Genomic DNA, 13,198 nt, shown 5'->3' on the forward strand with positions numbered 1-13,198 from the left:
AAACTCCGCTATAGATTTCGCCTCTATAGCGTGTTGTGGTCTCTCCAAATCTCCTACCGAATTATTAACTTGTCACCATTATAACACTGTTTATGATTATTTGAAAGCTTTTGTTGCTTCAATTGCTTTTTTCCATCCAGCATATAACTCTTCGCTTGTTGCCGCTTCCATCGTTGGTTCAAAGCGTTTGTCCATATGCCACTGCTCTTTAATTTCATCTTGGTTTTTCCAATATCCAACCGCAAGACCAGCTAAGTACGCTGCACCTAAAGCTGTCGTCTCATTGATCACTGGACGCTCTACAGGAACTTCTAAAATATCACTTTGGAACTTCATTAAGAAGTTATTTTTAACTGCTCCGCCATCAACGCGTAACGTTTTTAGTTCAATACCTGAATCTGCTTCCATTGCGCATAATACATCTTTCGTTTGGTACGCTAAAGATTCTAGTGTTGCACGAATGAAATGCTCTTTCGTCGTACCGCGCGTTACACCAAACATAGCGCCGCGTACTTCACTATCCCAGTACGGTGTACCTAAACCTACGAATGCTGGTACAACGTATACACCTTCAGTTGATTCAACGCGGGAAGCATATACTTCACTCTCACTTGCATCTTTAAACATGCGCATTCCGTCACGTAACCACTGAATTGCAGAACCTGCTACGAAAATACTTCCTTCTAATGCGTAATTTACTTTACCATCTATTCCCCATGCAATTGTTGTTAATAGGCCATGCTCAGAAGCGACTGCTTTTTCACCTGTGTTCATTAACATGAAGCAACCAGTTCCATAAGTATTTTTCGCCATACCTTCACCGAAGCAAGCTTGTCCAAATAATGCTGCTTGTTGGTCACCAGCTACACCTGCAATCGGTACATTTTGACCGAAGAAGTGATAGTCAATTGTTTCGCCATAAATTTCAGATGATGGACGTACTTCTGGAAGCATGCTCTTTGGCACTGTTAACATATCTAGAAGCTCATCATCCCACTGTAAGTCGTGAATGTTAAACATTAATGTACGTGATGCATTTGAGTAATCTGTTACGTGCGCTTTTCCACCAGACAATTTCCATACAAGCCACGTATCAATTGTTCCGAATAATAGATCGCCTTTTTCTGCCTTTTCTCTTGCACCTTCCACGTTATCTAAAATCCATTTTACTTTCGTACCAGAGAAGTATGCGTCAATTAAAAGACCTGTTTTTTCGCGAACCATTTCGCTATACCCTTTTTCTTTTAACTCATCACAAATTTCAGCCGTTTGACGAGATTGCCATACAATTGCGTTGTAAATTGGTTTTCCAGTCGTTTTATCCCAAACAACCGCTGTTTCACGTTGGTTCGTAATACCGATACCAGCGATTTGTTCTGGTTTTACATCTGCTTCGCTTAAGCAAGTTGCGATAACTGCTAAAATAGATCCCCAAATTTCTTGTGCATTATGCTCTACCCAACCTGGCTTTGGAAAATGTTGTGTAAACTCTTTTTGAGCTGAATGAACAATTTCACCTTTTTTATTGAACAGAATTGCGCGTGAGCTAGTTGTTCCTTGGTCTAAAGAAAGAATATATTTTTTCATATCGGTTTCCCCCTATGCTACTTTTCTACTATTTGTATTGCTTTCACTTTTTTTACTTGTCATATAAGAGATTGCTAGTACAATCACAGTTGCAATAATCACATAAATAAGTGCTGCATTTTGTTTTCCTTCAAATACAACTTGATGGAATAATCCTGCAAGTGATCCACCTAAAATTGGACCAACTACTGGAATCCATGCATACTTCCAGTTTGAACCGCCTTTTCCTGCAATCGGAAGGAAGAAGTGTGCGATACGCGGACCTAAATCACGAGCCGGGTTAATCGCGTATCCTGTTGTTCCACCTAATGATAAACCAATACTTACAATTAAGAAACCTACGATAAATGGATTTAAACCATCTGCAAATTTATTTGCTCCAATTGCTAATATACCAAATACTAAAACGAATGTTCCAATCATTTCACTTAAAAGGTTTGTAAATGTGTTCGGAATTGCTGGACCTGTTGCAAATACACCTAACTTTGTTCCTGGATCTTCTGTTTCTTTCCAGTGTGGTAAGTAATGTAAATATACTAGAACTGCCCCGATAATTGCCCCAATCATTTGTGCTGCGATATAACCTGGTACGTCACTCCATGGGAACGCTCCCTTAAATGCTAATCCTATCGTTAAAGCCGGATTCAAATGTGCCCCACTAATTGATCCAACCGCGTACGCTGCAACCGCTACTGCTAAGCCCCAGCCCATTGTAATGACAATCCAACCAGAATCTTTCGCAAATGACTTCTTTAAACTTACACCAGCACAAACGCCGCCACCAAGTAAGATTAACAACGCAGTCCCTACTAACTCTCCTAAAAATGCTGACATAGTATCCCTCCACAATCAATTTAAACGCTTCCAAATGTGATAGAGGTAAAATGAATGGCCATTCGTTTTTGTCAAAAGAAAAAGACCCACAGCTTTGCACGCTTCTATATAAATTTATATAGAAACAATGAAATGTGGATCTCTTCTTTTCTCCGTCACGTTTATTAACTTGTCTATAATGTTAACCTCTCATGAAAGCGGTGTCAACAGAATTTTTTCACATTTTCGTCACTTTTTTTGGTAATGTTTCCATAGTTCGCGTTTTGATGTCGTAATTGCTGTCGCACCAGCATGTAATGCCTTCTCCACATCATCAACTGTACGGATAAAACCACCCGCCAAAATCGGTACACCAGTGCGCTCTTTCACTTCAGCGATAATGTCCGTCATTGCCCCTGGAAGCACCTCAATATAATCCGGCTTCGTCTTTTCTAACAGGTTGCAACTCTTCTCCATTGCACTAGAATCGATTAAAAAGATACGCTGAATTGCCACAACGCCCTTCTGCTTCGCCTTCATAATAACGCTCGCCTTTGTTGAAAGTAACCCATACGGTCTAAACTCTTGGCATAAATACTCCGTCGCATGCCCATCACTTTGTAATCCATGGATCAAATCAACATGTAAAAACACCTTTTTACAATATTGCTTAGCAAGTGACACGACACTCTTCAATTGACCGACATGAATATCTAAAATAACAATATACTCATACGAACTATGTAATAACTTTTCCAAATCTTTAATTTGCCTCACTGCCGGCAAAATTTTCTGTTCATGAAATTCCATTCTAAATGTCCCCTTCTTTATGTCATCCTATCCTTTATAGTACACAATTTGAGTAGAAAGAACAGCTAGTGTGGGGAAATTCTTTCTTCTATCTATATATTTTCTTTAAATTATCAGATCCTATACCACCTATGACCATTAAGATGAGAGGTAAAAAATTCATTACATACGGCGCATCCGCTACAATTGTAATACTTGCTCCTGCAAACTTATTTAACATCCATACAACGATTTTTGTAAGAAACAAAAATACACCCATCATAAAGAGACTATCGAAAAACACCTTCCATTTTGGATATGCTAACTGTTTACTATCTTCAATAACTTTCTGCGTCAACTCTCCATCACTCCTTAGCAACTCATCAATCGTAATACCGAACAGATCGCTTAAATGAATAATAATTTCAATGCTCGGATAGTTCTTTCCCGTCTCCCACTTCGAAACAGATTGCCTACTTACATGAATTTTTTCAGCCAAATCATGTTGCGACCAATTTCGTTTTTCTCGTTCTTGTTTTAAACGTTCACTAAAAATCATACTGTGTTTATCACCTCTCTACGTCTAGTATGGGCAAATAACTGGTGAAGAGTAAAGCGAGTTGTCGTTGCATAGGTGGTGCAACTTGTGCGTTACAGGTTGTCATGGCGCTATGTAGTGTGTCGATTTATATATATTTTTCTTCTATAATAATTTCCCGAACAATAATACAACAAACAGATACTAGTTAAGACTAGATTAAGCATAAAAAATACGCCATCCTTTCTTACCAGTCTCCAGAAAGAATAACGCAAATTTTTATTTTCATCAAAAAGCAAAGAAGCTAACAACAAATTGTTAACTTCTCAGCTGAAATAAAATGTTATCTTTCTTTATCTTCTAATATCTAGGTTGTGATTGAATATTTGTAAGATGAACATCATACATATCAATGATTTCAAGAAATCTATCAGCTTCACGGAAAACATGGTCTGCCAATAATGGGTGAATGATACTCTTTATTTTACATTGCTCTATTAAATCACGTGCTGTTTTCTTAAAATCCCGAAGAGATGTAACCGACACACGATTTTGATCTAAAAATTGATCTAAAAGTGGCACTGTTTGGGATTGTGGCTTCATAGATTCTAAGTCAATTGCTTGATACATCAATTCATCAAAATCATTGCTAAAATTCCGTGCTGTATCTACAAGCTTTCTTTCCGATGGATCAAGAAGATGACCAATAAATTTAGCATGATCTGCCATAATCCTTAAAAAGAAAACATTTTCTTTAATAATAGCATCAGGAAGAGCATCTAATTTACCTTCATTTAATTGTATTAAACGTTTTCTAAAATAATCAGCTTCCCTACTTGTATGGTCAACTAAAAGTGGAAAGTTATTTTGTCCTGGCAATTTACATGTGAGAATTAATCCTAAAATTTTTCGTTTAAATCCCCAAATATTAGTTGCGGCTTGTTGTACTTCTGCATTAAATCTTTTTATTTGCTCAGGATCTGTTTCATTTGTATAGGAATGCGCTATTTGTTCGATATGTTCAAACAATCGATAAAATTGATTCGCCTCTTCAATTAGTTGCGTATCCTCGCATCTAAACCCAAGGCGAAGAAAAAAAGAATGCTCCTTCATAATTCTAGACCAAAAACGAATTTCATTTAATGAACGCTCAACAAACATTACAGATGTAACACCTGTATCAGGATGTAATGATGTTTCATCCCTATGCATTGTGAATCCCCCCCAGTAAATAACACGCTAGTTCCATTCTTATGAGGAAACATATATATAAATACCACCAATGAATTTTGTATACATGCTTCCCAAAAAGAAAAAGACTACCACCTAGATGTAAAGTTTTACTAGATGGTAGTCTTTCAAAATTTCTATTAAAGCAAAACCGAATCCTTATCACTATCCTGATTACGTTTCTCTCGCTCTTCTGCTAAACGCTTCATGTACACTTCGCCTTCTTTTTCGATAAACTCGTTATCCATCTCTTGCTCTTTTTTCGAAGTATATAAAACCATGTAGCCACTTAATACGATTCCAACAATTACAAGATACACCCACCATGGTAAAGTTTCCACTCAACTTCATTCCTTTCCTTAGACAAGCCTTATTAGTTTCACTGTATGAGGAAAGAAGTGAATTTATGCTTAAATTTTATTGTGGATTCTTCGCGAAGAACGCTTGTACATATTCCATAAACTCTATTGGTTCCTGGCGAAACGGTGCGTGGTATCCTTTTTCAATGATATGGAACGTACTATTTGTAAATAGCTGATGATACAGTTCACCATTTTTCCAAGAAACGCTCTTATCATGTCGTCCCCATATAATTAAAGTCGGCACCTTAATTTTATCGGCTTCCATCGCGATGCGACGCTCTCTCATTTTCGTCAGCTGATCATAATGCTCTTTATCGTCGCGACTATTTTTCACCGCACTTTTATCATAATCCGTAATCTCTGTTACAGTTTGTAAGTCTGTCGATAATGGCGGTCCTTCATAACTTTCTTTTTGCTGGAAAGACTCAATTCCTGTAGAGTCTGCTAAAATGAGATGCGTCACTGCGTCCGGATATAAATACGCTAAATTCAGTGACATCTCTCCGCCCATTGAATGACCAAGCACCGCAAACTGATCGTATCCAAGCTTCTTCATTAACTTATAATATAAATTCACTTGCGCAGGAAACGAATACTCAAAATCAATTGGCTTAGAAGAACGCCCAAACCCTAAAATATCCACTGCAATAATCGTGTGATCTCGCGCAAGTTCCGGATAAATATCACTAAATCCATCAGAAGAACCACCAAACCCGTGCAGCATAAGTAAAGGAGGCTTCCCCTCACCAATTTTCTTAAAATAAATCGTCTGCCCGTCTATTTGTGCCATACTCTCTTTCGTATTCAGCTTCATCATAACAGTATCTTTCACTTCTCCAACCTTCGCAATCGGCTTATCAACGAAGTTACATACGATAAGCAAAACAAGCACAATACCGCTAATCAAATAAAACTTAAACCGTTTCAACATTCCCGTCTCCTTTCTCAAGTTGCTATTTAAAGTTTTTACATTATTTGGTTTTTTTATGATTAATTTTAATTGTAACTATAATAGTTACAATTATACTAAAAAAATATTACTCACTGCTATTAGTGATGGTTATTTTGTAACCATTATAGTTACATATTTAAAGTAAGTCAATTCTTTTTAGTCGTAAAAAGAAAAGGGACCTCGTTATGAGGTCCCTTTTCTTTATTATTTAATTTAAAAATGGTCAGCGTGTGAGTCTTGTTTGCTAATACCGCCACCGTCACCTTTATTGAAGTTGGCTGGTGCTCCTCCATCGCCTCTATTAAAGCTAACATAGTCTGGTCTTGCTGGTGCTCCTCCACCATCTCCTCTATTTAAAGCATGTTGTTCAGACTCTGTAAAAGCATTCAGCCCTAACGAAAGCAGTATTACTAAACCCGCTATCAATGTATTAATTTTTTTCATTTATTTTAACGCTCCTTCTTTTAAAAATTTTTTTCGAGCTTGACTACTAATATAAAAGTACTTACTAGCCTTTTCATGTTTTTCTTCTTGATAAAATTTATAAGCTAATATTTCTGCGTATTCCTTAACACAATCTAAAAGGGAGTGTTCTTCAAAATACGAAATACTTTCCACAGTTACTTTCTCTAACTCATTAGCACTCGAATTAATATTTAATTCCTTCAATATCATAAAGCGATATTGAAATTCTTTATTTTGCAACTCATTACAAATTTTCAGCCCTAGTTCTATTAAGTTATTAGCAATTTCTATTTTACCCAGTTTATAATTTTCCTCTGCTTCAGTAAAAATCGCTTTAAAATGCTTAGGCATTTTCTTAGTCACTTCACTTAAATGTCTAATTGCCAAATCTGATAAATTCTGACTACTATATAACCACCCTAAGTTACTTCTAACCATTAAAATATGTTTTTCTTCTTTATCATGTTGTTGAAGTAAATGGATTGCGGTATTAAAACTTTCCTCCGCTAACTCAAACTGTTTAAAATCAATACAACATAATCCTATGAAGTTATGACACAACGCCACGTTTCCTTCGTAACCTTTATGTTCACAAAATATTTCTTTTGCCTTTTTGATATAATCTAAAGCTAACATTTGCTGATATACTTGATAGTAAAAATATCCCATCCGATAATTAAACTCCGCATGCTCTATAGGATCTGCAATATATTTCAATAACTTCTCAGCTTGTTCATACTGTTCTTTCGCTTCGTTATAATTTGAAATTAATGTACAATGAAATCCTTTGAAAAAGTGATAATAATAAGCTAAAAATCCCTCTGTTGGAATTTCGAAAGATTCCACTTTATCAAAGCTATCTTCTCTAACTGAAATCCAATCAACTAATGCATCATATCTAAAATTTAATAATGTATGATAAAGCAATACATCTTGATCCACGTCCAAACCACTAATCTTACTATCAATCTCTTCCTTCATCTCCGTTGCTTTCTCTATGTTTTGCTGCAACATTACACGATACCAATCATCTAAAGAATGTTTCATTTGCTCCCTTGTTACTACATCTGCTCCCATACACTCGCATCCCCTTTTCTCCAAACTTACAAAATTCGGATATTTATACAATTATCAAAATTGTATATTATCACCTCTTTTCTATGTATTGAAAAATAATTGTCAGAAAATTTATAATTTAAATGAATTATACCAAATATTTCTATTTATAAAACTTGAGAAACATTTTTCAGAAAATTTTATAGACCAAATAAAAAAGCAAGCAATCAAAAAGTACGTCAATTATTTTATTCCATATAATAAAAAGAGCACTGAACAAACATCAGCACTCTTCCTCATCATCCTCGTTATTCATACAAAGTTGTTCCGCTATTTCTTGTACCCGTTCCATCGTTATTCCTTCTCTAAATTCCACTGCTAGAGGATGGTCTGTCGGCTCTAGTTCAATATAAGGACGAATACCATCGGCTCTCGGGTGAACCATCGTTTTTAAACTTACTGTTTCCAGCTCATATGGTAAATCCGTCGAAAGCCACCCAAACATCGGCTCTAACAGTTCTTGTTTATCCCAGAATTCATTCACCTTATCAAAATTTGCTTCACTTAATGAAACCCATACACCCCATAGAAAGTGTTCATCTGTACCAACGATAGGAATTTCAATAATTCCTCGAATGAAAAAATGTTCTCCATCCATCACACATAAGTCATCACTCATCTCAAACCTAGCTTCTCGCTCTTCAGGTTCAGCATCATAATAATAAGCTGGAGCTTGGTACCCATAACTTATTGGAAGTTCTTCATGATATGTACCGCAGCATCTACAAGTATACCCACTAATTTTCGCCATTCTATTCCTCCATTAGTTTTACATACATTTTATCAAAATACTTTTAAAGCGAAAATAAAAAAAACAAGCAGTTCCAGCGATCCGCTAAAACTACTTGCTCTCCTACTTACTATCTCTATTTTTACTCTTTAATAAATTCCTTCGTGCTTCTCACTGTATCAATTGGACGAACTAATTTTTCGATTTCTTCACGTTTTGGCTCTAGGAATGGTGGTAAAGATAATTTTTCGCCAAGTGTTTCGTATGGCTCATCTCCCATAAATCCTGGACCGTCTGTTGCGAATTCAAATAAAATTTGTGGTGCAACTCTTGCGTATAATGACTCGAAGAAGTGGCGATTTACATATCCAGATGACGGAAGTCCAACGCTACTGATTCTCTCAATCCATTCTTCTAATACAGCACGATCTTCTACGCGGAATGCGGCATGGTGCACCGTACCAAATCCTTGTTGCGCTTCAGGAAGGACCGTATTATGTTCTACAATAACAGAGGCACCGTTTCCGCCTTCGTTTACTTCAAATAAATAGAATTCTCCTTCTTGCGCAATCTCTTTAAATAATAAAACTTTTTCTAGCACTTCTTTAAAGAAACTAAAGTTTGCAATACGGATAAATACAGGTCCTAAGCCAGTAATTGCGTATTCTAATGGAACTGGACCGTTTTGCCACGGTGTACCTGATTCTATTCCATTATCTAATTCATCTGAGATTAATTGATAATGTTGATCGTCAAAGTCAACGAACGAAAGAGTTTTCTTACCGAATTGCTCTTTAATGCCTGTATGTTCTACTGCAAGACGATCAAAACGTTTCACCCAATACTCTAACGCCGCATCAGTCGGCACTCGGAATGAAGTTTTTGAAATTTCATTTGTACCGTGTACTCCTTTTGGAATACCTGGGAAGTCAAAGAATGTCATATCTGTTCCTGCACTACCTTTATCATCTGCGAAGAATAAATGGTACGTTTGAATATCATCTTGGTTTACTGTTTTTTTTACTAAACGCATTCCTAAAACGTGAGTGAAAAACTCATAGTTCTTTTCTGCACTACTTGTAATTGCTGTAACGTGGTGAATTCCTTTTAATTGGTTCATTTTATATTCCTCCAATGGGTTTTTAAATTTATACTTTCTCTTCTATTATTTTTCTTCAATAGGTGCTAATTTTGCTTCAATTTCTGCTCGCTGATCTTCTAAGAACGGTGGTAAATCAAGTTTTTCTCCTAAATGCTCTACATCGCCATCAACTGTAAATCCTGGTCCATCTGTCGCAATTTCAAATAGAATTCCGTTTGATTCGCGGAAGTAAAGACTTTTAAAGTAGAAACGGTCGATAATGCCTGAAGAATGGAAACCTCTTTGTATCACCTGTTCTTCCCAATAAGCAAGCTCTGCATCGTTCTTTACACGAATTGCTAAATGGTGAATGCTACCGCGGCCCGGTTTTTCAGTAGGACCATCTAAATATTTCACAACGATTTCTCCAAAGGCTTCTCCTTTCATAGACTGGAAAATCGCTTCTTCGTCACTTCGGCTAACTTCTGTATAACCAAATATATCTGTTAATGTACTCGCCAGTTTATCAAGTCTACGCACTGTCATTTCCACTGAACCCATTCCTTGAATTTGATGCTTTGCAGGAACTTCTGATTTCTCCCACGTTTCCCAGTGCTCCACTTTTTCTCCATTTGAAACGAGTAGCACGAGACGAAGACCTTCCGCATCCTCAAATTGCAAAGCAGGACGATTTGCATATGTTGTTAGTTCACTATGTTTTACACCAAACTTCTCAAACCGTTCTTTCCAGTAATGTAAACTTTCCTCTGACGGAACGAGTAATCCAATTCGCGTAATTGCATTTGTACCACGGTACGTTTTTCCTACTAAAGGCATTTCAAAAAATGATAGTTCCGTACCTGGACTTCCTGTTTTATCTCCATAAAATAAGTGATACATAGACGGGTCATCTTGGTTTACCGTCATTTTCACACGGCGTAAACCAAGTACGTTTTTATAAAAGTGATTATTCTCACTTCCGTTTTTTGTAACCATTGAAATGTGATGATGCCCTTTAATTTCATACATTGATAATTCCTCCGCTTCATTTTACTAGTCAAGTGATACTTAAAAAATAATATGCTTCTTAGCTTTTTAATTTATTCTCATTATGTTTTTGTAAATTCATCTTAGTTTTTACTGAATAAGTTACTTCGTTTTTTAATCGAAAGCAACTGAGTATATGTTTTTCATATGACTCAATCGCTTTCGTTATTATCACTTTACAACTCAAGTGATTAAAAAGCAAGTGTTTTATCTCAAATTCGAGATATTTTTTTATTGCATAACATTTTGGACTAGAGAATGATTTAGTAAATAAAAAAACATTAGTGGAGAGAAGAACCGTCAATCTAGATTAAAGTTGCAACGCCATCAGCAAAACAAAACATCATCAAATCAGAAGCTTTTTCACCCTATGAAACACCTGATGGGCAACTTAATGGAATGAAAAGATACCTTGATCGTAGATGTTGGTGGTATGAGGTTAAGTAAGATAAGATCCTTCCTGTTGGGTGGCTTTTTTTATGTTCGTTTCATTATGCTTCATATGCCATGCTATCTGGAAATTCTTCGTTCTTTCTAAGACATCGCACAATCCTAGTACACGCACAATTAAAATAATATTCTCTCATATTTAAGGAATCCACTGGAGCTTGCTCTATGTCATAAAACATTCGTTCCTTTTTATTATAGTGCATCTTACCTATTTTAGCGGGTGATTCAGAAGGATAGTATTGATAAACAACTATCTCTTCATTCTCAAATTCTTTAGTCATTAATAAACATATTGCCATAAATAAGGCCCCCTTTATTTATATTGAATTTCATGTTTGGAGTTGTCCGAGGAAAATGATTTCCTAATTTCTAGTTTGAAGTTGTGGAAAATGACTAGCCTTCTTTTACAAATTCAATATTGATTCTATCAACTTCAATTTCAACATACTTGTTAAAGTATTCACTGTGTTCCGGGAATATTTCATCTTCGTCTGTAATAATAATCCCTGCATCAATAAACTCAGGATTAATATTCCACTAATACGATACTTGAAAGAATTATCAATTCTCTTTAAATTTTTTACTCCATCTATTCCTTCATTTATTTCAATATCATCAAAAACTGTAATGCCGAGAATAACAGGATAATTTTTTCCTTCTTCAATTTTATATGGACAAACAGTGGAGAATCCCGTAAACACTACACCGTTAATATTTATTGTAACTGCCTCTTCGATTAGCTCATCGATTTTTTCTACATATGCCATGTATTTCATATTTTTTCCTCCTATTATTAATCAACAGGGTTTATAGATTAATAATCTACGTTTCAATAATACTCTTCTTGGCAGGGTAAAGATGTTACTGTAAATGAAGTCTATGTATAAGTCTACTAACCTAGTAACAGTATGAAAAAAAACGACTCTTTATTTGAGCCGTTTTTTTTATATCTTTGTTTGTTGTTCTATACTCCATATGTCATTTCGTCCAAAAATTCTCCGCCATTCCTCAGGCATATTACTATCCTAGAAATCGCACAATTAAAGTAATGCTTTCTTGTTCCGATTGATTCTTCTGGAACAGGTTCTAAATCATAAAACATTTCTTCTTTTTTATGAAAATACATTTTCCCAACTTTTTCTGGTGATTCAGATGGATAATATTGATATACAACTATCTCTTCATCTTCAAATTCTTTGTTCATTGTTATATGGATTGCCATAGTGTATCTCCTCCATTTTTATTCTGCATCTATATCAGGTATTTTCCAAGGGCGACCGGATCTTAAAGTTGCATCATGTGCTGTTTTATAATCAGTTTTAAAAATCCCTTCAGATCGAGATTCGAATATTTCATGACGAATTAAGTCCATATCTAATTTCAAAAATTCCCCACATACTAAATTCGTAACTTCATCATATGAATAAGCGCATCACCATCGATTAACTCAATGTTTTTGTTCGCGGCATATTGCCATGTGTTTTTATTAAAATGAATTCAGAAACTTATATTGTGTGGGCTGAAAAAGGGAGTTACTTAAATCTTGATACAGGATAAAGATGTTGCTAGCACTGTAGGTGTAGGATTTACAATTGATGCAAAGGTAGATGTTAATGGGTCACTACAATATAAAGTGTATAATAGTAAAGGCGAAACATTCTATATTACTGCAAGTCCGACATATGTAATAATAAAATAAAAACAAGCTCTCAGTATTGAGAGCTTATTCTTATTTTTACGATTGTGAAAATAAGAATTCAGGGAATTCAACTAAATCAGGTGAATTTCTTACATGTTTTTGTATAGCGCCAACTGCTTTAAGAAAATAATAATTTGCACCTTCACCTTTAGCTGTTTCTAATTCTACAGATCTTGTTTCTAGTTTATTAAATTGAATTTTCCCTGCTTTTTCTTCATCTTCACAAGGAAAAAAACGATAAACGACTTCCTCTTTATTTTCATATTCTTTAAATAAGTCTACACAAACTCCCATATTATCAATCTCCTTACTGGTTAAAATTATGAGACAAAAAGAAAA

The 13,198-nt window shown here is 35.5% G+C and carries 16 protein-coding genes and 4 pseudogenes; 2 read left to right on the top strand and 18 right to left on the bottom strand.

Translation table 11 applies throughout. From position 1 onward, the window contains the following. Nucleotides 1-96 precede the first annotated feature (96 nt). The 12 genes from glpK to AC3WTI_RS12855 all read right to left on the bottom strand — a co-directional run bounded on the left by glpK (nucleotide 97) and on the right by AC3WTI_RS12855 (nucleotide 10,692). The gene (glpK, locus tag AC3WTI_RS12800; RefSeq protein WP_087957625.1) at nucleotides 97-1,587 is read right to left on the bottom strand and encodes a glycerol kinase GlpK; all 1,491 of its coding nucleotides are present in this window, start codon (nucleotides 1,585-1,587) and stop codon (nucleotides 97-99) included. A 12-nt stretch (nucleotides 1,588-1,599) separates the two neighbouring features. Beyond that, nucleotides 1,600-2,421: a glycerol uptake facilitator protein GlpF gene (gene glpF / locus AC3WTI_RS12805; RefSeq protein WP_060629826.1), complete on the bottom strand. Its 822-nt coding sequence runs from the start codon at nucleotides 2,419-2,421 to the stop codon at nucleotides 1,600-1,602. A gap of 228 nt (nucleotides 2,422-2,649) precedes the next feature. After that, nucleotides 2,650-3,210, bottom strand: a complete 561-nt coding sequence (glpP, locus tag AC3WTI_RS12810) for a glycerol uptake operon antiterminator GlpP (RefSeq protein WP_001970619.1) — start codon at nucleotides 3,208-3,210, stop codon at nucleotides 2,650-2,652. A gap of 88 nt (nucleotides 3,211-3,298) precedes the next feature. Beyond that, a complete protein-coding gene (locus AC3WTI_RS12815) occupies nucleotides 3,299-3,748 on the bottom strand; it encodes a helix-turn-helix domain-containing protein (protein WP_087957624.1) in 450 nt (149 codons plus the stop codon). Between the two features lie 339 nt (nucleotides 3,749-4,087). Next, complete coding sequence (locus AC3WTI_RS12820; protein ID WP_000554483.1) at nucleotides 4,088-4,939, bottom strand: DUF2935 domain-containing protein; 852 nt, start codon at nucleotides 4,937-4,939, stop codon at nucleotides 4,088-4,090. Between the two features lie 158 nt (nucleotides 4,940-5,097). Continuing rightward, nucleotides 5,098-5,298 (bottom strand): sporulation YhaL family protein, encoded by a 201-nt coding sequence (locus AC3WTI_RS12825; RefSeq protein WP_000449227.1) that lies wholly within the window; start codon nucleotides 5,296-5,298, stop codon nucleotides 5,098-5,100. Between the two features lie 76 nt (nucleotides 5,299-5,374). Then, nucleotides 5,375-6,247 (bottom strand): alpha/beta fold hydrolase, encoded by an 873-nt coding sequence (locus AC3WTI_RS12830; RefSeq protein ID WP_253621708.1) that lies wholly within the window; start codon nucleotides 6,245-6,247, stop codon nucleotides 5,375-5,377. A gap of 237 nt (nucleotides 6,248-6,484) precedes the next feature. Beyond that, entirely contained in the window at nucleotides 6,485-6,715 is a 231-nt protein-coding gene (locus AC3WTI_RS12835; RefSeq protein ID WP_087957622.1) for a Phr family secreted Rap phosphatase inhibitor, read from the bottom strand. Next, a complete protein-coding gene (locus AC3WTI_RS12840; protein WP_087957621.1) occupies nucleotides 6,716-7,813 on the bottom strand; it encodes a response regulator aspartate phosphatase in 1,098 nt (365 codons plus the stop codon). Between the two features lie 262 nt (nucleotides 7,814-8,075). Next, nucleotides 8,076-8,603, bottom strand: a complete 528-nt coding sequence (locus AC3WTI_RS12845; protein ID WP_087957620.1) for a DUF2199 domain-containing protein — start codon at nucleotides 8,601-8,603, stop codon at nucleotides 8,076-8,078. A 121-nt stretch (nucleotides 8,604-8,724) separates the two neighbouring features. After that, complete coding sequence (locus AC3WTI_RS12850; RefSeq protein WP_078417629.1) at nucleotides 8,725-9,702, bottom strand: ring-cleaving dioxygenase; 978 nt, start codon at nucleotides 9,700-9,702, stop codon at nucleotides 8,725-8,727. A gap of 45 nt (nucleotides 9,703-9,747) precedes the next feature. After that, nucleotides 9,748-10,692, bottom strand: a complete 945-nt coding sequence (locus tag AC3WTI_RS12855) for a ring-cleaving dioxygenase (protein ID WP_097840721.1) — start codon at nucleotides 10,690-10,692, stop codon at nucleotides 9,748-9,750. 348 nt (nucleotides 10,693-11,040) lie between these two features. Here AC3WTI_RS12855 and AC3WTI_RS12860 point away from each other — a divergent pair. Next, a pseudogene (locus AC3WTI_RS12860) lies at nucleotides 11,041-11,157 on the top strand (N-acetylmuramoyl-L-alanine amidase C-terminal domain-containing protein); the annotation flags it as partial. A gap of 44 nt (nucleotides 11,158-11,201) precedes the next feature. Here the strand turns inward: AC3WTI_RS12860 and AC3WTI_RS12865 are convergent. The 5 genes and pseudogenes from AC3WTI_RS12865 to AC3WTI_RS12885 form a co-directional block, all read right to left on the bottom strand. Continuing rightward, nucleotides 11,202-11,459 (bottom strand): hypothetical protein, encoded by a 258-nt coding sequence (locus AC3WTI_RS12865; RefSeq protein ID WP_253621518.1) that lies wholly within the window; start codon nucleotides 11,457-11,459, stop codon nucleotides 11,202-11,204. 169 nt (nucleotides 11,460-11,628) lie between these two features. Continuing rightward, a pseudogene (locus tag AC3WTI_RS12870) lies at nucleotides 11,629-11,936 on the bottom strand (UCP019853 family protein); the annotation flags it as partial. 188 nt (nucleotides 11,937-12,124) lie between these two features. Further along, nucleotides 12,125-12,382 (bottom strand): hypothetical protein, encoded by a 258-nt coding sequence (locus AC3WTI_RS12875; RefSeq protein WP_071737263.1) that lies wholly within the window; start codon nucleotides 12,380-12,382, stop codon nucleotides 12,125-12,127. An 18-nt stretch (nucleotides 12,383-12,400) separates the two neighbouring features. Further along, a complete protein-coding gene (locus AC3WTI_RS12880) occupies nucleotides 12,401-12,544 on the bottom strand; it encodes a hypothetical protein (protein ID WP_253621517.1) in 144 nt (47 codons plus the stop codon). Nucleotides 12,545-12,558: 14 nt separating this feature from the next. Next, nucleotides 12,559-12,654 (bottom strand): annotated as a pseudogene (locus tag AC3WTI_RS12885) (restriction endonuclease); the annotation flags it as partial. Between the two features lie 55 nt (nucleotides 12,655-12,709). On the opposite strand from AC3WTI_RS12885, the pseudogene AC3WTI_RS12890 reads away from it, so the two are divergent. Next, nucleotides 12,710-12,859, top strand: a pseudogene (locus AC3WTI_RS12890) (N-acetylmuramoyl-L-alanine amidase); the annotation flags it as partial. 36 nt (nucleotides 12,860-12,895) lie between these two features. Here the strand turns inward: AC3WTI_RS12890 and AC3WTI_RS12895 are convergent. Continuing rightward, complete coding sequence (locus tag AC3WTI_RS12895; protein ID WP_253621516.1) at nucleotides 12,896-13,153, bottom strand: hypothetical protein; 258 nt, start codon at nucleotides 13,151-13,153, stop codon at nucleotides 12,896-12,898. Between the last annotated feature and the right edge of the window lie 45 nt (nucleotides 13,154-13,198).

The sequence above is a fragment of the Bacillus sp. EB106-02-03-XG38 genome, assembly GCF_058792175.1.